The organism is Gemmatimonadaceae bacterium (genome assembly GCA_036496605.1).
In the GTDB taxonomy this organism is placed as follows: domain Bacteria; phylum Gemmatimonadota; class Gemmatimonadetes; order Gemmatimonadales; family Gemmatimonadaceae; genus AG2.
The window spans coordinates 145,231-166,082 of the sequence record DASXKV010000054.1; the positions used below are offsets into that span (position 1 = coordinate 145,231).

Annotated in this window: 22 protein-coding genes; 8 read left to right on the plus strand and 14 right to left on the minus strand. The window is 63.8% G+C overall.

The window, feature by feature from the left end; all coding sequences use genetic code 11:
• Positions 1 to 4: 4 nt before the first annotated feature.
• From VGH98_21885 to msrA, 8 genes are all read right to left on the minus strand, one after another.
• On the minus strand, positions 5 to 1,153 hold the full coding sequence (locus VGH98_21885; GenBank protein ID HEY2378647.1) for an ABC transporter permease: 1,149 nt from the start codon (positions 1,151 to 1,153) through the stop codon (positions 5 to 7).
• The gene (locus VGH98_21890) at positions 1,153 to 2,256 is read right to left on the minus strand and encodes an ABC transporter permease (GenBank protein HEY2378648.1); all 1,104 of its coding nucleotides are present in this window, start codon (positions 2,254 to 2,256) and stop codon (positions 1,153 to 1,155) included. The genes VGH98_21885 and VGH98_21890 overlap by 1 nt, the downstream gene beginning before the upstream one ends.
• A complete protein-coding gene (locus VGH98_21895; GenBank protein HEY2378649.1) occupies positions 2,256 to 3,008 on the minus strand; it encodes an ABC transporter ATP-binding protein in 753 nt (250 codons plus the stop codon). Before VGH98_21895 ends, VGH98_21890 begins: the two co-directional genes overlap by 1 nt.
• Positions 3,005 to 3,952, minus strand: coding sequence for an ABC transporter ATP-binding protein (locus tag VGH98_21900; GenBank protein HEY2378650.1), 948 nt, complete (start codon positions 3,950 to 3,952; stop codon positions 3,005 to 3,007). The genes VGH98_21895 and VGH98_21900 overlap by 4 nt, the downstream gene beginning before the upstream one ends.
• Positions 3,953 to 3,963: 11 nt before the next feature.
• The gene (locus VGH98_21905) at positions 3,964 to 4,872 is read right to left on the minus strand and encodes an HlyD family efflux transporter periplasmic adaptor subunit (GenBank protein ID HEY2378651.1); all 909 of its coding nucleotides are present in this window, start codon (positions 4,870 to 4,872) and stop codon (positions 3,964 to 3,966) included.
• Entirely contained in the window at positions 4,872 to 6,176 is a 1,305-nt protein-coding gene (locus tag VGH98_21910) for a TolC family protein (GenBank protein ID HEY2378652.1), read from the minus strand. The genes VGH98_21905 and VGH98_21910 overlap by 1 nt, the downstream gene beginning before the upstream one ends.
• Positions 6,173 to 6,877: a helix-turn-helix domain-containing protein gene (locus VGH98_21915; protein ID HEY2378653.1), complete on the minus strand. Its 705-nt coding sequence runs from the start codon at positions 6,875 to 6,877 to the stop codon at positions 6,173 to 6,175. Before VGH98_21915 ends, VGH98_21910 begins: the two co-directional genes overlap by 4 nt.
• Positions 6,878 to 7,044: 167 nt before the next feature.
• Positions 7,045 to 7,737 carry a peptide-methionine (S)-S-oxide reductase MsrA gene (gene msrA, locus VGH98_21920; protein ID HEY2378654.1) on the minus strand — a complete coding sequence of 231 codons (693 nt, stop codon included), beginning with the start codon at positions 7,735 to 7,737 and terminating at the stop codon, positions 7,045 to 7,047.
• 192 nt (positions 7,738 to 7,929) lie between these two features.
• On the opposite strand from msrA, the gene VGH98_21925 reads away from it, so the two are divergent.
• On the plus strand, positions 7,930 to 9,438 hold the full coding sequence (locus VGH98_21925; protein ID HEY2378655.1) for an ATP-binding protein: 1,509 nt from the start codon (positions 7,930 to 7,932) through the stop codon (positions 9,436 to 9,438).
• A gap of 28 nt (positions 9,439 to 9,466) precedes the next feature.
• On the opposite strand, the gene VGH98_21930 is transcribed toward VGH98_21925, so the two are convergent.
• Both VGH98_21930 and VGH98_21935 read right to left on the minus strand, forming a co-directional pair.
• Entirely contained in the window at positions 9,467 to 10,426 is a 960-nt protein-coding gene (locus tag VGH98_21930; protein ID HEY2378656.1) for an MBL fold metallo-hydrolase, read from the minus strand.
• A gap of 69 nt (positions 10,427 to 10,495) precedes the next feature.
• Positions 10,496 to 11,317 carry a DUF4159 domain-containing protein gene (locus VGH98_21935; protein ID HEY2378657.1) on the minus strand — a complete coding sequence of 274 codons (822 nt, stop codon included), beginning with the start codon at positions 11,315 to 11,317 and terminating at the stop codon, positions 10,496 to 10,498.
• Between the two features lie 163 nt (positions 11,318 to 11,480).
• On the opposite strand from VGH98_21935, the gene VGH98_21940 reads away from it, so the two are divergent.
• The 4 genes from VGH98_21940 (at position 11,481) to VGH98_21955 (ending at position 15,527) form a co-directional block, all read left to right on the plus strand.
• Positions 11,481 to 11,714: a twin-arginine translocase TatA/TatE family subunit gene (locus VGH98_21940; GenBank protein ID HEY2378658.1), complete on the plus strand. Its 234-nt coding sequence runs from the start codon at positions 11,481 to 11,483 to the stop codon at positions 11,712 to 11,714.
• 147 nt (positions 11,715 to 11,861) lie between these two features.
• On the plus strand, positions 11,862 to 12,572 hold the full coding sequence (locus tag VGH98_21945; GenBank protein HEY2378659.1) for a zf-TFIIB domain-containing protein: 711 nt from the start codon (positions 11,862 to 11,864) through the stop codon (positions 12,570 to 12,572).
• Positions 12,573 to 12,639: 67 nt separating this feature from the next.
• Positions 12,640 to 14,457 (plus strand): glycoside hydrolase family 15 protein, encoded by a 1,818-nt coding sequence (locus tag VGH98_21950; protein ID HEY2378660.1) that lies wholly within the window; start codon positions 12,640 to 12,642, stop codon positions 14,455 to 14,457.
• A gap of 50 nt (positions 14,458 to 14,507) precedes the next feature.
• Positions 14,508 to 15,527, plus strand: coding sequence for a YihY/virulence factor BrkB family protein (locus tag VGH98_21955; GenBank protein HEY2378661.1), 1,020 nt, complete (start codon positions 14,508 to 14,510; stop codon positions 15,525 to 15,527).
• 12 nt (positions 15,528 to 15,539) lie between these two features.
• On the opposite strand, the gene VGH98_21960 is transcribed toward VGH98_21955, so the two are convergent.
• From VGH98_21960 to VGH98_21975, 4 genes are all read right to left on the minus strand, one after another.
• Positions 15,540 to 15,809 carry a 50S ribosome-binding protein YggL gene (locus VGH98_21960; GenBank protein ID HEY2378662.1) on the minus strand — a complete coding sequence of 90 codons (270 nt, stop codon included), beginning with the start codon at positions 15,807 to 15,809 and terminating at the stop codon, positions 15,540 to 15,542.
• 49 nt (positions 15,810 to 15,858) lie between these two features.
• Positions 15,859 to 16,698, minus strand: a complete 840-nt coding sequence (locus VGH98_21965; protein HEY2378663.1) for an alpha/beta hydrolase — start codon at positions 16,696 to 16,698, stop codon at positions 15,859 to 15,861.
• Between the two features lie 49 nt (positions 16,699 to 16,747).
• Entirely contained in the window at positions 16,748 to 17,176 is a 429-nt protein-coding gene (locus VGH98_21970) for a hypothetical protein (protein HEY2378664.1), read from the minus strand.
• 64 nt (positions 17,177 to 17,240) lie between these two features.
• Positions 17,241 to 17,840, minus strand: coding sequence for an isoprenylcysteine carboxylmethyltransferase family protein (locus VGH98_21975; protein HEY2378665.1), 600 nt, complete (start codon positions 17,838 to 17,840; stop codon positions 17,241 to 17,243).
• Between the two features lie 151 nt (positions 17,841 to 17,991).
• Between VGH98_21975 and VGH98_21980 the strand changes: the two genes are divergently transcribed.
• The 3 genes from VGH98_21980 (at position 17,992) to VGH98_21990 (ending at position 20,841) form a co-directional block, all read left to right on the plus strand.
• On the plus strand, positions 17,992 to 19,158 hold the full coding sequence (locus VGH98_21980) for an MFS transporter (GenBank protein ID HEY2378666.1): 1,167 nt from the start codon (positions 17,992 to 17,994) through the stop codon (positions 19,156 to 19,158).
• Between the two features lie 79 nt (positions 19,159 to 19,237).
• Entirely contained in the window at positions 19,238 to 19,951 is a 714-nt protein-coding gene (locus VGH98_21985) for a hypothetical protein (protein ID HEY2378667.1), read from the plus strand.
• Positions 19,952 to 20,100: 149 nt separating this feature from the next.
• Positions 20,101 to 20,841, plus strand: coding sequence for a hypothetical protein (locus VGH98_21990; GenBank protein HEY2378668.1), 741 nt, complete (start codon positions 20,101 to 20,103; stop codon positions 20,839 to 20,841).
• Positions 20,842 to 20,852 lie beyond the last annotated feature (11 nt).

Here is a 20,852-nt window from a genome sequence, read left to right on the forward strand (position 1 = left end):
GCAATTACGCAGCGCGCTTTGAATATTGCCTAACTGCGAGCGTAAACACGGCGGCCGCGAACACGGCCAGAATGAGAAAGGGCTGCTCGATCTCGCGGAGTGTTGCGCCCTTCACCAGTACCGCCCGCGAGATCGCCACGAAATGTCGCACCGGATTCAGCTCGGCGACGATCTGTACCCACTTCGGCATGCTGTCGATCGGCGTGAACAACCCGCTCATCAGCAGGTAGATCATCATGATGAAGAACGTCACGAACATCGCCTGCTGCTGCGTCTCGACGATCGTCGATATCCAGAGGCCGATGCCTAACGCGGCGATCAGGTAAACCGCCGAGACGGCGAAGAGGAGTACCGGGCTGCCCAGAATCGGCACACCAAAAACAAAACGGCCGAGGGCGAGTCCGCCCGCGAGCTCGAACATCCCGAGCACCCAGAACGGCAGGAGCTTGCCGGTAATGAATTGGCCGCGCGTGATCGGCGTGACGTTGAGTTGCTCCAGGGTGCCGAGCTCCTTCTCCCGAGCAATGTTCTGGGCGGTCAGCAGCGTCCCGATCAGTGTCACGAGCGCGACCAGAATTCCCGGAACCATGTAGTGCCGATAATCGAGCGTGGGGTTGTACCACGCCCGTGTGCGCACATCGAGCTGCGGCGTTCCGCGCCGGGGCGCTGCCTCGACGCCGATCGACGGCGACGCGCCAACGCCAATCTCTGGCGCAAGCTCCTCTGCATAGCGAGTGAGAATGCGCGAGGCGTAGAACTGCACGATCCCCGCCGCCATTCCCTTCTCCGCATTCACGACGAGCTGCACGGTTGCCGCATGATTGCGCACGAGCTCGCGCTCGAAATCGTGCGGAATCGTGAGCACCATCGTCACGTCGCCTGACAGTAGCCGCTCGTTCGCCAGCTCGGGACTCGGCGACGCGCCCACGATGCCGAAGTCGCCCGACGCGGCGAAGCGCGTGACGAGACCACGCGACGCGCTCGTATGGTCCTGGTCGACCACGTACAATGGGGTATCGCGAATCTCGAAGGTCGCCGCATTCGCGAGAATGAGGAGTTGAATGAAGGGGATGAGCAGGACCTGCGCGAGCGTCGCGCGATCGCGGACGACGTGCAAGACTTCCGTCCAGGCGAGTATCAACGCGCGACGCATCAGGCGAGCCGGATCTTGAACGACCGCGTCGCCGCCGCGACTAACAGCAGCGTCATGCCGAGCAGAATGAGCGTCTCGTGCCAGAGATACTCCAGCCCAACACCCTTCAGCATCACACCACGGGCGATCAACACGAACCATTTTGCGGGCACGACATTCGAGATGAGACGCAGCGGCCAGGGCATGCTCTCGATCGGGAAGATGAACCCCGAGAGCAGAATCGTGGGCAGCATCGTGCCGGCGAGAGCGCCGATCATCGCCACGCGCTGCGAGGATGTCCGCGACGAAATGAGAATGCCTAACGACAGCGACGTCAGAATGTACAGCAGGCCTTCGGCGAGGAGCAGCAAGAGACTTCCGCGCAACGGAACCGAGAAGATGAGGCGCGCCTCGGCGACGACGAGCAGCACGCTCACGAACCCGATGACGACGTACGCCAGTACCTTGCCGACGATGATCTCGAGCGGCTTGAGCGGCGACACGAGCAGAATCTCCATCGTCCCGGTCTCCTTCTCTCGCGTGAGCGAGATCGCCGTCATCAGCGCCGAGATGATCGTGAGGACGAAGGCGATCAGGCCGGGGACGAAGAGATTCGAGCTCGCGCGCGTCGGATTGAAGCGCATCCGCACTTCGGGGAAGATCTGCACGCCTCCGCTTCGCAGCGCGATGTCTCGTTGATAGCCCTGAATGACGCCGATGGCATAGCTCTCCATCGCGCTGCCACTGTTCGGCTCCGAGGCGTCGACGACCACCAGCACGCGCGCCGGGAGGCCACGCGCCAGACGATTGGCGAAATCAGCGTCGAAGACGACCGCCTCCTGGATGTCGCCCGCCGCGAACAGCCGATCCAACGGCCCCGCGCTCGGAAGGATCCTAACGAGCTCGAAGACATCACTCCCGGAGAAACGATTGCGAATCTCGAGCGTCGACGCATCGGGTGAGGGATCGACGATAGCCAGGCGAATCGCCCAGATGTCGGTCCTGATGGCATAGCCGAACAGAATGACCTGCACGATCGGCATGAAGATCACGACGAAGAGCGTGCGCCGGTCGCGCAGTATATGCAGCCATTCCTTCCGAAGCAGTCCGGCGAAGGCGCTCATCAGGCTGCCCCCGCAGCCGGCCGGGCGAGACGGACGAACAGCTCGTCGATCGAGTCGACACCATACTGCTGCTTGAGCTCGGCCGGTGTGCCTAACGCTCCGATGTGCCCGGCGACCATGATCGAGATCCGGTCGCAGTACTCGGCCTCGTCCATGTAGTGCGTCGTGACGAATACGGTAGTGCCGCGAGCCGCTGCTTCGTAAATGAGCTCCCAGAACTGTCGTCGCGTAATCGGATCGACGCCGCTCGTCGGCTCGTCGAGAAATACGATCGAGGGCTCGTGCAGGAGCGCGACCGAGAACGCGAGCTTCTGCCGCCAGCCTAACGGCAACCCGCGCACCTGCGTTCGTGCAGCTTTCTCGAGGCCGAGACGCGAGAGCATGCGCGTCGTCCGCTCGCGGACGGTCTCGCGCGAGAGATCGTAGATCCCGCCGTACAGCCTGATGTTCTCGGTAACCGTCAGGTCCTCGTACAGCGAGAACTTTTGGCTCATGTAGCCAATGCGGCGTTTGATCCATTCGCTTTCGGTGTAGACGTCGTGCCCGGCGACGCGCGCGGTGCCCGACGTTGGCGAGAGGAGCCCGGTCAGGATGCGGATCGCCGTCGTCTTCCCGGCTCCGTTTGCTCCGAGAAACCCGAACACTTCGCCAGTGGCGACATCGAACGTGATCTTGTCGACGGCCGTGAACGAGCCGAAGCGTCGAGTGAGGTCGCGCGCCTCGATCGCTTTGCCGTTAGACACGGCGCTCATGCGGCCCGCTCGGGCTCGCCCATGCGCGCCATGAACGTGTCCTCGATCGTCGGCGAAGCCGGCGCGACATCGACCTCGCCAAAGCCGCGCTGTCGGAGGTAGTCGCGAAGCTCCGCGCCGATCTGCTCCGTGGGTAGTGCCGTTCGCCGGTCGGTGTAGTGAAGCAGATCGCCGAAGGGAAACACCGTCGCCGCATTCGGGTACTCGCGCGTCGCGAGAAGCAGCGGATAGCGCTCGCCGCCCCGGACGGTGAATAAGGGGCGCCCGAAGGACGCGGCAATTCGCGCCGGGGCGTCGATGCCGAGGATGCGCCCACGCTGAATGAGTGCAACGCGCCCGCAGCGATCGGCTTCGTCCATGTAGGGCGTCGAGACGATGATCGTGAGCCCAGAGGCTTTCAGTCGATCGAGGAGCTCCCAGAACTCGCGCCGCGAGACCGCGTCGACGCCGGTCGTGGGTTCGTCGAGGAAGAGAATCTCCGGGCGATGTACGAGGGCGCAGCAGAGTGCGAGCTTCTGTTTCATGCCACCCGACAGCGCGCCGGCGCGCCGATCCTTGAAGGGCGCAAGCTGGTCGTAGATGGGCGCGATGAGATCATACTGCTCGGCGACGGTCGCTCCAAAGACCGACGCGAAGAAGCGCAGATTCTCTTCGACGGAGAGATCGGGGTATAACGAGAATCGCCCGGGCATGTAACCGACGCGACGACGGAGCTCCCAGATGTCCGTCGTGACGTCGCGTCCGAGCACGGTCGCCCGTCCCGCATCCGGCAATATCAGCGTTACGAGTATGCGAAACAGCGTCGTCTTCCCTGCACCGTCAGGACCGATGAAGCCAAAGAGCTCGCCGGTTTCGATGTCGAGCGTGACATCATCGAGAGCCGTCGTCGTATCGTAGCGCTTGACGATGCCCTGGATTTCGACGGCGCTTGGAGCGGATGGCATCGACTTCCTCGCTAGTTTCGCATACTCAAAAAGCGAACGTCGGCTGGCATGCCGATCTTGACGATGCCGCTCGGATTCGGCACGCGCACCTTCACGGCGTAGACGAGATCCTTGCGCTCGTCGCGCGTCTGGATGGGTGTCGGCGTGAACTCGGCTTGCGGCGACACCCAACTCACCGTCCCCGCGAGCGTGCGACGCGCCTTGCCGCCCGTATCGATCGACACGTTTGCTGGCGCGCCCAGCCTGACGCGTGCAAGTTGCGTCTCGGTCACATACGCACGAAGGATCATCGAATCGAGATTCGCGATTTTATACAGCGGCTGGCCGGGCTGGACGAACTCGCCGCGATCGGTGTAGCGCGCGAGCACGGTGCCGGCAACCGGGCTCGTTATGCGGCTCTTGGAGAGCTGCTGGCTGATTTGCGCCAAGCGTGCGTCCGTCGATTTCACGTCCTCACCGACGCTGCGTTGCTGTGCCTCGGCACCCTGGATCTGTTCGCCGAGCACCTTGTAGTCGCGCTCCGCCTGATCGAGTTGTTGCGCCGTCGCTGCCTGATCGGCGAAGAGTCGTTTCATGCGTTCATAATTCCGGCCGGCGATCTCGTACTGAACGCGGAGCGCGTCGAGCTGCTGCCCCACCTCGGTGACGTGCGAGGCGCCGGCGCTCCGTTGTGCCGACAGCTGTCGCTGCTGCAACGCGAGTTGCGTCGTATCGATGACCGCGACGAGTTGGCCGTGCGTCAACATCTGTCCTTCGTCGGCCTGGAACCAGAGGAGCTGACCACTCGTCTCGGCGGAGACGACGACCTCCGTCGTCTCGAAATTACCGTAGGCGTCGGGCTGATTCTTGTCGCGACACGACGCGAGTATAACGAGCACGCCGAGCATCGGGACCAAGCGCGGAACGCGGGCGAGTGGCATCAGCGAAGCTCCAGTCCGACCGTGGTGAGATAGCGGGCGCGAGCCTGCGCGAGCTCCACTTCGTGGCTGATGCGCGTCAGACGCGCCCCGAGCACGTCGTTGCGCCGATCGACATACTCGGCGGCCGTGACGACGGCTTCGGCGTACCGGTGCTGCGTTTCGCGCTCGATGCGCTCGCGCAGCGCGATGATCGTGTCATCGGTGCGCAGCGCAGCCGTTAGGCGATCGATGTCGGCAAGCTGCCGCGCGACGGCGCGCTGCGTCGCGGCGGTGAAGGCCTCCTCGTCGCTGGCGACGATCTGCTGCTGGACCTCGAGCACCTCGCGGTCGCGCGCGTTGCTTCCCCACGTCCACGGAGCCCATTGAACGCGCACGCCGGCCAACCAGTAGCTGTTGAAATCAGTCGCGAGGAAGTTCAGGCCTGGCTTTCCGTAGCCAAGACGGCCGTAGGCCGAGAGCTGCGGCCGAGTCTGCGCCCCAATGACGCGCTCTTGTGCGGCGAGTTGGTCGCGTGTCCGCGCGAACTCTGCGTATTCCGGTCTCGCGCGGGGCGACGTGACGCGCGTGCTCGCCACGGCGGCCGCGAGGTCCGGCAGGAGAATGGTATCATTCACTCCGATGGCGCGACCGGTGAGCGAGGACAGAATGGCGAGCGAAGCGCGGCGCGTCGTCGCGAGATCCTCCCGATCCTGCCTTCGACGAAGCAATTCCGCTTCGATCGTCGCCGGTTCGCTCGGGAGTGCGGTGCCCTCGCGCACGCGTGACTGCGCGACGCGAAGCTGTGCCTCGAGATCCGAGATGACTGTCGTCAACTCGTCGGCGCGCGCGTCGGCGAGTGCCGCGGAAAAGAACGCGTCGTTCACGTCGCTCCGAAGCGCGTAGACGGTGGTCCGCACGCGCGCCTCGGTCACCGCGAGCCCCGCTCGCTCCGCGTCCGCGCGCGGAGCGAGCGAAGGGTCGTAGAGCCGTTGCTGGGCGATAAGGTGCGCGTCGTAGGTATCGTGCGGAATGCCTGGAAAGAGCACGTTAGGCACGTTGAACGGCAGTGCGACGACGACGGACTGATATTGTCCGTCGCCTTCGCCGCTGAGCGCGGGCAGCCGGTCGGCGCCGATGGTGCGCAGGCGGAGTGCGGTTGCCTGGCGCTGCAATGAGAGTTGGCGTTCTCGCGGATCGAGGCTGGCGGCGGCATCCTGCAGCTCGCCGAGTCGCAGCGTGTCACGGCGCTCGGCCGCCTGCGCGCGCAGCGCGTGGGATGCGAATGCGACCACGACGAGAGCAACGCCAATCGTGCGATCGTTCATGGCCGGAGCCCCTGGAGGAAGAACACCGGAAGATCCCGCTTGCGTCGAGCGATGAGCTCCGCGAAGGCTGCGTCATTGAGTTGCAGCACGGCCTGGATCATCGGACGCGCGGCGAAGGGAAAGACGCAGAGCGAGAGGAGGTTGAGAATGAACTGGTCGGGCGCGATGGGGCGCATTTGTCCCTCTTGCGCCCGCTCGCGGATTTGCCTGGCGACGACCTCGAGAACGCGCGGCGCGAGATCCTCGATCGCGATCCCGGTGAGTGCGGCGATGAGCTGTTTCGCGCGGGCGGAATTGTGCGTGAGCTCGGAGATGATGTAGCCGGGGAGGTACGGGTGTCGCAGCAGAACATCGAGCTCGATCTCGATCACGCGTTCGACCTTGGTCTCGAGCTCGTCGTCGGAGGCAAGCGTCGCGATCACGGGCGGCAACAGGCGTGAGGCGGCGCGGGCGAAGACAGCCGCAGCGAGGCGTTCCTTGGTGCGGAAGTAGTAATGGAGAAGCGCTTTGTTGACGCCGGCTTCGTCGGCGATTTCCTGGGTACGGGCGCCGGCGCTGCCGCGCCGGAGAAAGACCCTGTGGGCGGCGTCGAGAATACGCTGTTCGGTCTGTGTGGAGCGCTGCTCCCGTGCCGCGGATGCCGCGGTGCGCGACGCGTGCGCCGCTCGCGACGAGCGCTCCCTGGCGCGTTTCTTAACCATTGGGTTTGACCGTTTGGTTAAATCCAATGCTAGGCGGTCTGGCTGGACTAGACAAGGGATAGGGACTAGAGAATAGGGGCTGAGGAAGTCGAAACGAGCGCTTCGTTCCGTATTCCCCTAGCCCCTAGGCTCCTAGCCCTAGCCCCCTAGCCCCTAAACGCTGGACCCTATTTGGTCGACACGTCCTCGCGGTACAGCGAGGCGAAGCGCTCCTTGAGCGCGGCGACCTTCGGCAAGTCGTACGTGTAGATGTACGGACTGTCCTGATGCAGCATCGCGTAATGCTGGTGGTACGACTCGGCCGGATAGAACGCCTTGAGTGGTGCCACCTGCGTCACGATCGGCCGTGCGAAGACCTTCGCGTTTGCGAACTCCTCGATGTATGCGTCGATCACGTGACGCTGATCATCGGTGCGATAGAAGATCGCCGAGCGATATTGCGTCCCGACATCGGGACCTTGGCGATTCTTTTCCGTGGGATCGTGCGCGACGGAAAAGAAAATCTGCAACAGCTGACCTAACGACACCTGCGACGGATCGAACACGACCTCGACCGATTCCGCATGACCCGTCGCACCCGAGCTCACGTCTTCGTACGAAGGCGAGACCACTGTTCCACCGGCGTATCCCGACACCGCGCTCTTCACGCCGCGGACATGCTCGTAAACGGCCTGGACACCCCAGAAGCATCCGCCGGCGAAGACGACCGTGTCGTCGCGCGCCGACGCGAGCGGCCTGGTACCCACCGCCGGCTCAGGAAGACTAACGCCCGTCCGGACATCACTCGCCCGCGAGCCGAACAGCAGCGCGCCACCGACTAACGCGGCCGCGGCCGCCCCACTCCAAGTCATGCTTACCATAGCGAAATCCTCTTGCTATCGTCCTGTCTTGTAACCGCTTCATACCGCTAGGGGTTCCCCTGATCGAGGCGAATCCCGGCGCCGCGGCCACGCTTTTGCAACCGCATGGCCCAAAGTCTACTTGCGCGGCGGCCGACGGCTACTCGAAGCCGTACCGTCCGTTTACCCCTGTGTGCCAGCGAGGTACCAGCGATGCAGCTCTCGAGTTCACGGAACGACGGCGACCTTGGCAAGCTTCACCGCAGCGGCCAGCTGGCCGTCGCCGACGGCAATGGGCACCACCACTCCGTGCAATTCTACGAGAGCGACGACTTCCTGGTGCGGTCAGTGACCGACTACGTCGTGGCAGGCTTCGATGCCGAGGAGCCGGCCATGATCATCGCAACGCCGGAGCATTGTGAGGGTCTGACTACCACCCTCGCCGACCGTGGCGTCGACGTCGAGTGGAGCAAACGACGCGGGCTGCTCACGCTGCTGGACGCTCGCAAGACGCTCTCCTCGATCATGTCCGACGGCGCTCCAGACGAGACACTCTTCCGGAAGCAGATCGGACCGGCGCTCGAGAATGTTCGCCGCCGGCGCCGGAGCAGCACGGTACGAGCCTACGGCGAGATGGTGAACCTCCTCTGGTGCGACGGCAACGCGAGCGCGGCGCTCGCGCTCGAGGCGCTCTGGAACAAGCTGGCGGAGACACAGCGCTTCTCGCTGCTCTGTGGCTACTGCATGTCCCACTTCGACGATGCCGCCGACGCGGCGATGTTCTCCTCGCTTTGCGCGGAGCACACCCACGTCGTGCCGACGGAGCGATATGTCGAACGCGACGAGATGTCGCGGCTGATCGAGATTTCATGTCTCCAACAACGAGCGCAGGCTCTCGAGTGCGAGATCCGTCGGCGCAAGGTGCTCGAGACGACGCTGCGGTCGGCGCTCGACGAGCGCGAACGGCTCCTCGAGGCGGAGCGCACCGCGCGCTCTGACGCCGAAGCGGCGCGGCATCAGGCGGAGCACGCGAATCGCGCCAAGGCCGATTTTCTCGCCGTCATGAGTCACGAGTTGCGAACGCCGCTCAACGCGATCGCCGGATATGCAGAGTTGATGGAGCTCGGGATCGGGGGCGAGCTGTCCCATGGCCAACGCGACGCGCTCGAGCGCATTCAACGCAGCCAGCGTCACCTGCTCGGCTTGATTAACCAAGTACTAAACTATACGCGTCTCGAGGTGGGGACGGTGGAATTCGTCCTCTCGGATCTGCGCCTCGACTCGCTGCTCCGCGCCGCCGACGCGCTCGTGTATCCGCAGATGCAGGCGAAAGGGCTGCGCTACACCTATGCCGGTTGCGACCCCGATATCGTCGTGCGCGTTGACGGGGAGAAGCTGCAGCAGATCATGCTCAACCTGCTGACGAATGCGACGAAATTCACGGATCAGGGCGGCGAGATCACCGTCGACGCAGGGCTCGTGGGCAACGTTGCGCGCGTCTCGGTGCGCGACACGGGCATCGGGATTCCGGGCGACAAACTCGCGGCCATCTTCGATCCGTTCGTGCAGGTCGACGTGCCTTTCACGCGCACGCGCGATGGCGTCGGGCTCGGTCTTGCGATCAGCCGCGATCTGGCGCGCAAAATGGGCGGTGAGCTAGCCGTCGAGAGTACCGCCGGAGTCGGGTCGACATTCACGCTTACCCTGCCACTCGCGCGCTGACGCGTTCTGCGGCCGTCTCGATTGGCGCTCAGACCTTCAAATCCTTGTACCAGGCTCCGAAGGCGCGCTCGTAGAACGCCTTGCTGAAGAGCGTCCAGTCGCCTAACGACGGAGGCAGGCTGAACGCCGCGGCGGCATCGGCGGGAGTGAGGCCCTTGGCGTAACCCGCGCGCGCGGCGCGCTCCACCTCGTCGATCATCGCCGTGTAACGGTCGTACTGCGCGGTCTTGCCTAACGCGCCATGGCCGGGTACATAGATCGTATCGCTCGTGCGTCGAAGCGCGCGCACAGACTGCGAGAGCTGCGTCGGGATCGCGTCGACATAATTCGGGAACATGGCATTCCAGAAGAGATCTCCGCAGAAGACGATGCTCGGATCGTCGAGCTCGATCGAGACATCGCTCTCCGTGTGACCGCGCCGCGGCACGACGCGCACCACCCGTCCACCGAGGTCGAGCGTCGACGGCGTGTCGGCACCGATGAACACCGCCTGGTCGAGCGCGGCGACGCGCGCGGCATCAGCAGGCTGATTGCGCTCGACGACGAGATCGCGCGTCCGCTTGGTGGACCGCAGCTCCGGATGGTCGGAGCCGCCGAGGTACCCCGCGATGCCGTTCGCGTGATCGGCGTGATAATGGGTCAGTGCAACGTGTGTCGGCCACCGACCGGTGAGCTCGCGCGACTTCGTCGCCAACCACAGCGCGCCCTGCGGCTGATTGAAGCCTTCGATCGCGAGCACTGCATTCCGCCCGACGATCAAACCACCATTCGAGATCGTCGTGCGATCACCGCTCAACGGCGTCGAGATGAGCGCCCACACACCCTCGGCGACTCGTTCGAGATTGCCAAACGGCTCACGCGCAACAACGCTGCCTAACGGCGCAGCCCACGCACGTCGTGCGAACGCGGGCATCACACTTGCCGCCAGAGCCAGATGCGCGGCGCAGCTGCCCGACGAGAGCAAAAACTCTCTTCGAGAGATCGTCATAGGGTGTGGATGGAGTCGGTTCAGTATACGGTAGAAAGGCGAACCGATAAAGGCGTCGGCTGATTCCGCTCAGTGCGTCAATCCATACATCACGTAATTGACGCCGAGTTTGTACCCCTCGTTCGACTCCTCCACCGGGACCCAGCCCGTCGCCGAGAATTCCCAGAAGTTCGAGACGTCGGTGTTGAAATTGATGATCGCGAGCAAGCGCTGTTTGGGATCGTTGTTCTCGAAGATTCCGCGGAAGATCGGGCGACCGCGATCGTAGTACTGCGGCAACTGGTCGAACGACTCGATGTCGAAGAAGGAGTGAAAGATCGGGTGCGACGGGTCGAGGTCGACGAAGCGCGCGTCGGGAAGCACGCGATGCATCTGCATCTCGAAGTTGGCCCATCCGGCGCTTCGGAAATCGTCGCGGAAGTCGTCGAAGATGATGAACCCGCCCTTGAGGATGTACGCGCGGAGCGCCGCGGCCTCGTGGTCCGTCATGGTCCAGAAACCGGCTTCGGTCATGTACGCCACGGGGTACTTCATGAGCTCGGGGTCGTCGAAGGCGAGAGCGTTGCTCTGCGCAACGTGCGGCCTCAATGCGGTCACCTCGCGCATGATCCGCATCAGGTTTTCCTCGGCCAGATTGTACCCGTGCGCCCAGGCGGGAAGCCCGCGATAGTAGTAGCCGCCGGGTCCCGTCGTGTAGGTCAGCCGAGCGAAGGTGAATCGGCCGTCGTACTTGATGTTGTGTATATCGGGATCAGCGCGCCAGCCGGCTACGAACCGGCCGTTCGCCAGGGCGCGCGCGGGTGACGACGACGATGACAAGCCCGCAAGCGCGATCGCCGAGAGGAGCCGCAACGGCGTTCGCGCAAAGACGGATTGGCTGACGAGTCCCATGACCCCTCCCGCTTCGAGGCAAAGCTCAGCTGGTACCTTGTACCCGAAAGCTCGCAGCCGGCTGCCGGCGGGACCGTCAAGAAATGACAAAGACGAGCGCGTGACGCTTCACGCGAGGCGCGTCCCGCGCGAACTATGCAGGGTCGACATTTCGAGGTTTCGCATGTTCGAGTTGGGCCCAGAAAAGCTTTTGATGTTGCTACTGATCTGCCTGGTGATCTTCGGGGGCAAACGCATCCCGGAGATCGGCGCGGGGATCGGTAAGGGAATTCGCGAGTTCAAGCGCGGATTGAGTGATATCGGCGAGTCCGTGAGCCAGCCGCAGACGCAATCGCCTCCATCCGTCGAGACGACGACGTCGATCGAGCGACGAGAGGAGCCCAAACGGCTCGGCTAGAAGCACGCGACCGATAGAAGAGCGTAACTCACCCAGGCGGAGTCGTTAGGCGTGGCCCTTCGTTCGTCGCGTCGTGCAACGGGTGCGCCATACGACTGTCGCCGCCGACCGCAGGTTGCGCCCTTCCGGTTTCATCGTCTGCCGTGCATGGATTCCGGCTCTCTGAATTGCCCGGACTGCGGCGCGGCGGTGCCTGCGAGCTCGACCGAGTGCGCGTTCTGTCACGCCCGCCTGGCGACGATCGGCTGCCCCAAGTGCTTCGCGCTGGTTTTCGTCGGCAGCAAGCACTGCCCGCGCTGCGGCGGCGACGTCAGCCAGCCCGCCGATCGCGAGGCCGCGCCGCTTTCCTGTCCGCGACAATGCGGTGAAATGCGCGCAGTACGATTCGGCGGCGCCGACATGTACCTGTGCGCGACGTGCAATGGACTCTGGGTAGACGCCGAGACCCTACAGCGGATCGTGGCCGAGCACGTGAAGCCGGCGCCGATGATGGCTACCGGCATCGCGACGCCCCCCACGCCTCGCGCCAAGCTCGATACGGTGCGCTACGCACCGTGTCCGATCTGTAAGAACTTGATGAATCGCGTCAACTTCGCGCACGCGTCCGGCGTCATCGTCGACGTCTGCACGAATCACGGTACCTGGTTCGACGCCGACGAGCTGCGGCGCGTCCTCGACTTCATCAGCGCCGGCGGTCTCGAGTCGGCGCGTCAGCGCGAGCTCCGGCGAACCCCCGCCGTTTCGCCCATGCCGAGCATCGACGATCCGTGGAAGATCGTGCGTCCCGCGCTCGATGGCGAAGACGCAAAGGTAATCATCAGCGCGCTGGTGACGTTCGCGGGCCGGCGAAAGGCCTGACCGGGATCTCGTAGTCGCCGGCGCCGGCACCAGCCAGAGCGGTGCGATTTCTGCGTTAGAGTCCGCCATGCCGAGCCGCATCGAGGATTACGCGCTCATCGGGGACTGCGAGACCGCGGCGCTCGTATCGCGATCTGGATCGATCGACTGGCTGTGCTGGCCGCGCTTCGACTCGGGCGCGTGCTTCGCCGCGATGCTCGGCGGTCCCGAGCATGGCCGGTGGCAGATCGCGCCGCGCGATCCGAAGCCCAAAGTGACGCGTCGCTATCGTGAGCATACGCTCATCCTCGAGACCGACTTCGAGACGCCGGAGGGTGCGGTCACCGTCGTCGACTTCATGCCGCTCCGCGGCCATGCCTCGGATCTCGCGCGAATTGTCATCGGCCGGCGCGGGCGTGTCGAGATGCGCATGGAGCTCATTCTGCGCTTCTACTACGGCGCTTTCGTGCCGTGGGTCACGCGCCTCGACGACGGTTCGTTGCGCGCCATTGCCGGGCCAGACAGGGTCGTGCTCCAGACCCAGGTGCCCGTCCGCGGCGAGGGCCTAACGACTGTCGCCGACTTCGCGGTGAGCGAGGGCGATTTCGTTCCCTTCGTGTTGACGTATTCGCCGTCGCACCTGCCGCCGCATGAGCCGGTCAATCCGCGAAAGGCGCTGAAAGACACAGAAGAGTACTGGAAGGCGTGGTCGAGCAAGGGCACCTATCGCGGTGAGTGGCAAAGTGCCGTCAATCGCTCGCTGATCACGCTCAAGGCACTGACCTATCGGCCGACGGGGGGCATCGTTGCCGCGGCGACGACCTCCCTGCCCGAGCAACTCGGCGGCCAGCGAAACTGGGACTACCGTTACTGCTGGCTTCGCGATGCGACGTTCACGCTGCTCGCCCTGATGGATGCCGGTTACTTCGAGGAAGCCGCCGCGTGGCGGGACTGGCTGTTGCGCGCCGCTGCGGGCAGTCCGTCGCAGGTCCAGATCATGTATGGGCTCGGCGGCGAGCGCGTCCTCCGTGAGAACGTCATCGAATGGTTGCCCGGTTACGAGAGCGCTAAACCGGTGCGTATCGGGAATGCGGCTTATGGACAACTGCAGCTCGACGTCTACGGTGAGGTGATGGACGCCCTCTATCAAGGACGGCGCGGTGGACTCAGCCGAAGTCTCGAATCGTGGGGGCTACAGCGTGCACTCATCAAGCATCTGGCGACCGTCTGGCAACGTCCCGATCAGGGACTGTGGGAGGTGCGCGGTGGTCCCCAGCATTTCACATATTCGAAAGTCATGGCGTGGGTCGCCGTCGACCGCACGATCAAGAGCGCCGAGGAGTTTCGCAGCGATCATTTTGTGCAGCAGTGCCGCCGGCTGCGTCAGCAAATTCACGACGAGGTCTGCGAAAAGGGATTCGACCGTCAACTCGGTGTCTTCGTCCAGGCGTACGGCTCGAAACTGCTCGACGCGAGTGCGTTGCTGATTCCGGTCGTCGGCTTTCTCCCCGCTGACGATCCGCGCGTGCGGAGCACCGTCGAACAAATCGAGAAGCGGCTCGTCGTCGATGGGCTCGTCCTTCGGTACGACAGCGAAAAGACGGACGACGGACTACCCGGGGGCGAAGGCGCGTTCCTCGCGTGCAGCTTCTGGCTCGCCAACAACTATGTTCTCCTTGGCCGTCACGCTGACGCGCGCAAGCTGTTCGAACGTCTGCTGTCCTTGTCCAACGACGTCGGTCTCCTCTCCGAGGAGTACGATCCACGCGCGAAGCGGCTGGTCGGAAACTTCCCGCAGGCGTTTTCGCATGTCGCGGTTGTCGGCACCGCGTTCAATCTCGCCCGCACAGACAGGTTCGAGGAGCGGAAGCCGGTCCGCGAGCAACGTGAGCGCGTAGAGACGTAGCTTGTCATCCTGAGCGAAGCGCTGACGCTCCTCAGGATGAGCGAAGGGCCTTGGCCTGGTGCTTGCCCGGCACCGCTGCAATGGTCATCAAGGGATTTCACGTCGGTCGGCTGTTGAAGGAGGTCGGCAAGGCGATCTGGGCCGACAACATCCTCACGATCGCTGCGGCGGTCGCGTACAACTTCTTCTTCTCGATCTTTCCGCTGCTGCTCTTCGCCGCGCCGCTGCTCAGTCTCGTGGGCAACAAGCAGGTGCTCTTCGGCTGGATCCTGCAACAGTTGGCGACGACGGTGCCACCGGCGGCATACACGATGCTCGCGGGTGTCGCGCACGATGTGGTCTTCGCGCCGAGCGCGCCCGGTCTCGTCTCGATCGGCGCGCTGCTCACGGCGTACTCGGCATCGAACATCTTTGGTTCGTTGATGGGCGCGCTGAACATCGCATACCACGTGAAGAACGACCGGCGTCCCTGGTGGAAGCAGCGATTGATTCAGCTCGGCATGGTCGTCGTTGCCGGCGGTCTGCTTGCGATCGCGGCGGCGGTGATGATGGCGGGCCCGAACATCGTCGAGACCGTTGCGCGAGTCACGCGCCTGAGCGGCCTAACGAAGTGGGGCTGGATGATTGTGCAGTATCCGCTCGCGTTCACCTTTCTCGTCGTCGCGTTCTGGTTGATGTACTACATCCTGCCGGATTTTCCGCAGCACAAGCGACAGATCACGGTGGGCGCGATCATCGCGGCGGCGCTGTGGGTCATCGCGACGAGCCTCTTCCGACTGTACGTCGTTCATTTCACAACTTTCAACAAAGCCTACGGTACCATCGGCGGCGTGTTGTTGCTGCTGACGTGGATGTACTACTCGATGGTCGTGGTGTTGGCGGGCGGAGAGCTCAATGCGGAGCTCGCGAAAGGGACGGCCGAAGTGGCGCCTCAGCCCAAGACGGAGTACGACAAGCAAGTGGCGGCGGCACAAAGCGAGCGCGCTGCGCAGGATCGGCACGAGGAGAAGAAGAAGGAGCAGAAGGAAGTCCGCTCGGCGGCCAAGCGCGAACAGCTCGCGAAGGAATAGCTCGCGCCATTCCTAGGCGACGGTGCCGACGTCGCTCAGCGGCCCGACGTCGGCGTGAGCAACGTCGGGTCGCTGCACCAACCATTCGAGGACGGCGTCACGATCGGCGTCTGTCGCCTGCATGCCCTCTCCGGCCACGACGAGCGCCGACAAGCTGCCGGTGACGACGAGGGCGCGCGAGAATAGGAATTCCGACAGCCGCCGCGAAAAATCATCGGCGTCCGTGCCGGCGCGAAGCCGGACACGAATGAGGAAACCAAAAACCGGACAGGCGGGAGACACGGGGAAGCTAGATCATTCGGTGCTTGCACTCCTCAGATGACAGGAGCGGCTACGGTGCCCGCACTCGATCGAGCACGAAGTGTATCGCGTCGATCACGAGCTGCGGCTCCTCGTGCTGCGTATCGTGGCCGCTGTGCGTCGTCTCGATGTGAAGGCCATTCCGCGAACGCTGAAACCACTCGTCGTGCAGCGCTCGCCAGACAACGTGGCCTTCGGGCCGCCCATTCACGTACGGCGCCTTCGGATCTGCTTTCATGCTCGTGATCACGGCGATCGGTATGTCGGGGAGCGGCGTTAGGCCCTCGACGGCGCCCGCGGCCTGAATGCGAACGGTCTCGCGTGTCTCGGCCGCCTGCGCGCCGGGCGGCGTCGTCTTGAGAATCGAATCGAAGAATTGCCGGAACGCGGCGGGGTAGCTGCTGTCGATCATGCCCCAACGCTTCACCTGTTGCTCGTGAGTGCCTTCGACGATCACGAGGCCGGCGACATCCTTCGGATACCGCGACGTGTAGAGCCTAACGAGGATGCTGCCATACGAGCGACCGACCAACACGAACGGCGTCGGCAGGCGGAGCCGGGTGAGGAGCTCGTGCAGCTCCGTCACTTCCTGTCGCGCCGAGCGATCAGCGGGGCCCGTCTCGGACCGGCCGAAGCCGGCGCGCGAGTACGCGATGACCGTCGCGCTCTTAGCGATCGTTGGCCAGATCGGCGACCACGTGTCGAGCGAGTCTCCGAGGCCCGCCTCGAAGACGACGGCGGGCGTTCCGGAACCAGAGCGGAGCACGTCCAACCGGTAGCCGCCGATATCGACGAGCTGGTGAGTCTGCCCGTTCGCCAGCGCCGGTGCAATCGCAAACAACCACGGACTCAGACTGCGTTTGACTCTCATGGGACGTTTCTCAGCTCCCTGCTACTTGCAGATGAGACCGCGAAAACAACTAAGCGCCTACGTCTCGAACCAGCACCCGAATCTCGCCAAGGTACGCGGCTCCGACGACGCGAACGACCTGAGTAGCACTCTCGATCCCCGTCGGCTCGTGTGCCTGGTTGATTGCGTTGGCCATTAGGGCGAATACGTCGAACATGACGTTCACGCCCGGCGGTACGATCAACGTGACGCGCGAGCCATATGCGCGGGCATCGAGCGTGAATCCCTCGGGGATCGTATTTCCGCGAAGATCGATCTTGACCTCGCCGAGAAATGAGCGTACGCGCAAGAGTCGGGGAACGGCCCACCGTCCGACGCGCCGCACCTCACCCGCCATTGCAAGGATGCGCCGTTCATGGGGCACCTCGACGAGCGCGCTCGAGTCGTCCGCTCGCCCGGGGAAGCTTCCCGGGACTTTGCGAGGTTGTGAAGACGTCATGACCTTCCTACGCCGAAGATGTCGTCGCGGTACCACCGGCCCAAAGTTCGTTAGACGACATTGCCTACCAGATTCCAGGGACGAGCCGTCGAGTTCGCGCCATGTACGCCGTGTAGGGCGCTCCGAGCCGCTCGACCAGCGCGCGCTCTTCGACGCGAATCCGATAGACGAATAACGGCGGCGCGGCAAGCAGGACGATCACCAAGCTGCCCCAATGGGTGAGGCAGAGGGCAAAGCCGAGGTGCAGCAGCAGCGCCGCGGCGTATGACGGATGTCGCAGGAACCGATAGGCGCCGCGCTCGACCACCGGTTGGTCCGGCCGGACCGTTACGGCACCACGAAAGTCCGCGCCGAGCATCCGAAAACAATGTCGGCGGAGCAAGCTCGCGGCGACGAGAATGACAAGCCCGACAACGAACACGGTCGTGCGGTAATGCTGCATGGCGAGGCGCGGCAGGTAGAGGGCGACGACGATCACGACCAACATCTCGACGCGCTGACCCATGACGAGTGGCCCGAACGATGGGTCGCGCGCTGCTGCGTCCGTGTTTCGCTCTGCCCGTCGCGCCTCGCGAAGGATGCGAAACTCCGGCCAGAATGCCCAGAGAAAGACCAGCCAGAATACAAGGCCCAGGGGCCAGGTGAATGGAATGGGAGTTAGCATACGCTCAATGCTGCATCGACGAAACGTCCACCGAAGGTTGCGTCGACACCAAAGTACGTCGCGATGTCGAGCTTGACGAGGACACAGGTAGATTCCAAGGCACCTGGCCCTGGTACGTGGTACCCGGCACCGACATCCCGAAATCCGCGGCATGATCAATCGACGCGCCCTATTCGCCGTCTCCTGCGTGAGTCTCTTCACCTTCGGCATCGTCCTCACGACGCTCGGGGCGGTGCTGCCGTCGATCATCGAGCGCTTCGGCATCGACAAGACCGCTGCCGGGTCGCTGTTTCTGCTCAACACGTTCGGGATCGTCATCGGCTCGATCGTCTTTGGACCGATCGTCGACCGGAACGGCTACAAGGAGATGCTCGTCGTTTCGACGGCGCTCATTATTCTCGGCCTCGAGGCGATCGCGTTCGCGCCATCGATGAACTGGCTGCGGGCAGCAGTGCTGATGACGGGCTTTGGCGCCGGCATCATCAACGGCGGCGCCAATGCCCTCGTGGCCGACATCAGTGTCGACGGGCGGACCGCTGGCTTGAGCAAGCTCCACGTCTTCTTCGGCGCCGGCGCCGTCGGCGTGCCATTCGCGTTAGGCATCCTCCTCGGCAGATTCACATATTCTATATTGATCGCTGCCGTCGGCGCGCTCTGTGTCATTCCGCTCGTGATCACCGCTGTCCCGCACTTTCCGACGCCAAAGCAGGCGCAGGGATTCCCGATCGCGACGGCGAAGGCGCTGCTCCGCGATCCGGTGCTGCTGACATTTGGCGTCATGCTCTTTCTCGAGAGCGGGATGGAGATCACCGTCGGCGGCTGGACGGCGACCTTTTTCAAGGAAGAGCTGCTGATCAGCGATCAGCGCGCGCTGGTGTACCTCGCACTGTACTGGTCTGGCCTCATGGTTGGCCGAATAGCCCTGAGCGCAGTCGTCCGTCGCGTGACGGCGTCGAGAGTGCTCGCGGGTGGCATCACGATCGCCTTCATCGCCGCATGGATCGTCATCACGACGCACGATCCGTCATTCGCCGCGCTCGGGGTCTTTCTCCTTGGCCTGGGCTTCTCGGCCACGTTTCCGGTGGTGCTCGGCCTCATCGCGGATCGGCATGTCGCACTCTCTGGTACCGCTTTCAGCGTTGCGATGGTCATGGCGCTCACCGGCGGAATGCTGATGCCGTATTTGACGGGTGTGTTAGGCACGGCGTACGGACTGCGCGGCTCCTTCCTGATCGTTCCGGCCGCGCTGCTGGGGCTCGCGACACTGCTCGGCGTGGCGAGCTCACGCCTTGTCCGCCACCCTCGGCCAGCCGCGTAGGGCATCGAATTCATTAGGCGATTCTTGCGCATCGGCTTGCGAGTCCATAAGACTTAATTGTCTCAGGAAAGAGGCCGAGATGCGTAGTCGTGTAATTGTCGCAATCGTCGCTCTGGTCGTGCCCGCGGCGCTGAGCGCTCAGCGCATTCCCCTGCCCATTGGGCGACGGCCGGCGCGACCGGAGCCCCTGCCGCCGCAACCCGGACCCATCGCCAACGAGTTGGCCTATAAGCGCTGGCGGATTTCGGTCGAGAGCTACCCGATCGTCAGCTATTTCCAGGCATCGGGCTTTCCATCATGGACAACGCTCGGCATGGGAAGTCGCGCCGATTACATGGTCAATCGGTATGTCTCGGCGACGCTGGACATGACGTCTTCGTTCATCGGCGGCCCCAATATAGTGAACACCGTCGAGGTGGGTACGCGCGCCCATCCCGAATGGGCAGAGCACAAGATTTACCCGTATATCGATCTCCGCGTCGGATACATCGCGTCGTACAACCGGCGATTGGGCTCGATCGACAATAGCTACGCCGATCCGGTCGCCACGGGCAGCTACGGCGCGCCGTACAGCCATGGCTTCGGCGCGATCGGCGGCGGCGGACTGGAGTATGCGCTGACGCATTCGTGGTCGCTCACCACGGGCGCGTCGGTGGTGCAGAGCCGGATGACGCCACACGACCTGTCCAGTCCGGATCTCAATAGGCCATACTCCATGACGGCGATCCGGTACACTTTCGGCGTCCGCTTCAATCCGGTCACGGTGATCAGACAAGGTGGCGACGCACGCTGATGAGAGGATTCTCATAAATGGCCGGTAGCTTTTGCTACCGGCCGTTTTCTTTTGGCGCACTGTATCGTCCTCGAGCGGGCCCTGTTCTTGCGACCGGGCACTCGTTTGGCGAGGTTACGATGTTCCGAATGTCCACTCGGAGCTCCCCCATGCGTGCTGCCATTGCGATGTTCTCACTTGTGTTGCCCGCGGTATTGAGCGCGCAGCGCATCGCCGTTCCCCTGCCAGTGACGACGCCTCGGCCGGCGCGCCCGGCGCCGCTCCCACCGCAGCCGACGCCCATTGCGCAGGACCTCGCGTACAGGCGACTCCGGCTATCGGTAGAGAGTTATCCGATGGTGAGCAGTTTCAGCGCGCCGGGCTATGCTAGCGACGGCCGCTTCGCGAGCTGGAGGAGCTTCGGCACCGGCACTCGAGCGGACTACCGCCTAACGCGCTACCTGTCCGCAACTCTGGACATGACATCGTCCTTTCTTGGAGGCCCCGCATTGGTGGAAACGGCCGAAGTCGGTACGCGGGTTGGCCGTCCGCGCGAGGGAGGTCGATTCTATCCCTTTGCGGATCTGCGCGCCGGCTACATCGCCGCCTTCACCAAAAATGCGGGGTCGATCGTGGGCGTTTATGGCGGCCCGACTCCCCAGGGCTCGTACGTGGCGAGCTATAGCCATGGGATCGGAGGCATCGGTGGCGCGGGATTCGAGTACGCCTTCACGCGAATGTTGTCGCTGACCACGGAGCTCTCGGTAATGCAGAGTGGGATGCAGACGCACGCGTTCGAGGGTCCGATCATCACCGACCGCCACTTCGGGATGACGACGATTCGCTATACGCTCGGGTTGCGATTCAATCCCGTTCGATACGTCCGGACGCCGGGAGAGGATACTCGTTAGGCCGGAACGCT

Excerpts from the sequence above, each read along its gene's own strand:
- VGH98_21885 (HEY2378647.1), bottom strand. The coding sequence starts at position 1,153 with ATGCGTCGCGCGTTGATACTCGCCTGGACGGAAGTCTTGCACGTCGTC.
- VGH98_21890 (HEY2378648.1), bottom strand. The coding sequence starts at position 2,256 with ATGAGCGCCTTCGCCGGACTGCTTCGGAAGGAATGGCTGCATATACTG.
- VGH98_21895 (HEY2378649.1), bottom strand. The coding sequence starts at position 3,008 with ATGAGCGCCGTGTCTAACGGCAAAGCGATCGAGGCGCGCGACCTCACT.
- VGH98_21900 (HEY2378650.1), bottom strand. The coding sequence starts at position 3,952 with ATGCCATCCGCTCCAAGCGCCGTCGAAATCCAGGGCATCGTCAAGCGC.
- VGH98_21905 (HEY2378651.1), bottom strand. The coding sequence starts at position 4,872 with ATGCCACTCGCCCGCGTTCCGCGCTTGGTCCCGATGCTCGGCGTGCTC.
- VGH98_21910 (HEY2378652.1), bottom strand. The coding sequence starts at position 6,176 with ATGAACGATCGCACGATTGGCGTTGCTCTCGTCGTGGTCGCATTCGCA.
- VGH98_21915 (HEY2378653.1), bottom strand. The coding sequence starts at position 6,877 with ATGGTTAAGAAACGCGCCAGGGAGCGCTCGTCGCGAGCGGCGCACGCG.
- msrA (HEY2378654.1), bottom strand. The coding sequence starts at position 7,737 with ATGGTAAGCATGACTTGGAGTGGGGCGGCCGCGGCCGCGTTAGTCGGT.
- VGH98_21925 (HEY2378655.1), top strand. The coding sequence starts at position 7,930 with ATGCAGCTCTCGAGTTCACGGAACGACGGCGACCTTGGCAAGCTTCAC.
- VGH98_21930 (HEY2378656.1), bottom strand. The coding sequence starts at position 10,426 with ATGACGATCTCTCGAAGAGAGTTTTTGCTCTCGTCGGGCAGCTGCGCC.
- VGH98_21935 (HEY2378657.1), bottom strand. The coding sequence starts at position 11,317 with ATGGGACTCGTCAGCCAATCCGTCTTTGCGCGAACGCCGTTGCGGCTC.
- VGH98_21940 (HEY2378658.1), top strand. The coding sequence starts at position 11,481 with ATGTTCGAGTTGGGCCCAGAAAAGCTTTTGATGTTGCTACTGATCTGC.
- VGH98_21945 (HEY2378659.1), top strand. The coding sequence starts at position 11,862 with ATGGATTCCGGCTCTCTGAATTGCCCGGACTGCGGCGCGGCGGTGCCT.
- VGH98_21950 (HEY2378660.1), top strand. The coding sequence starts at position 12,640 with ATGCCGAGCCGCATCGAGGATTACGCGCTCATCGGGGACTGCGAGACC.
- VGH98_21965 (HEY2378663.1), bottom strand. The coding sequence starts at position 16,698 with ATGAGAGTCAAACGCAGTCTGAGTCCGTGGTTGTTTGCGATTGCACCG.
- VGH98_21970 (HEY2378664.1), bottom strand. The coding sequence starts at position 17,176 with ATGACGTCTTCACAACCTCGCAAAGTCCCGGGAAGCTTCCCCGGGCGA.
- VGH98_21975 (HEY2378665.1), bottom strand. The coding sequence starts at position 17,840 with ATGCTAACTCCCATTCCATTCACCTGGCCCCTGGGCCTTGTATTCTGG.
- VGH98_21980 (HEY2378666.1), top strand. The coding sequence starts at position 17,992 with ATGATCAATCGACGCGCCCTATTCGCCGTCTCCTGCGTGAGTCTCTTC.
- VGH98_21985 (HEY2378667.1), top strand. The coding sequence starts at position 19,238 with ATGCGTAGTCGTGTAATTGTCGCAATCGTCGCTCTGGTCGTGCCCGCG.
- VGH98_21990 (HEY2378668.1), top strand. The coding sequence starts at position 20,101 with ATGCGTGCTGCCATTGCGATGTTCTCACTTGTGTTGCCCGCGGTATTG.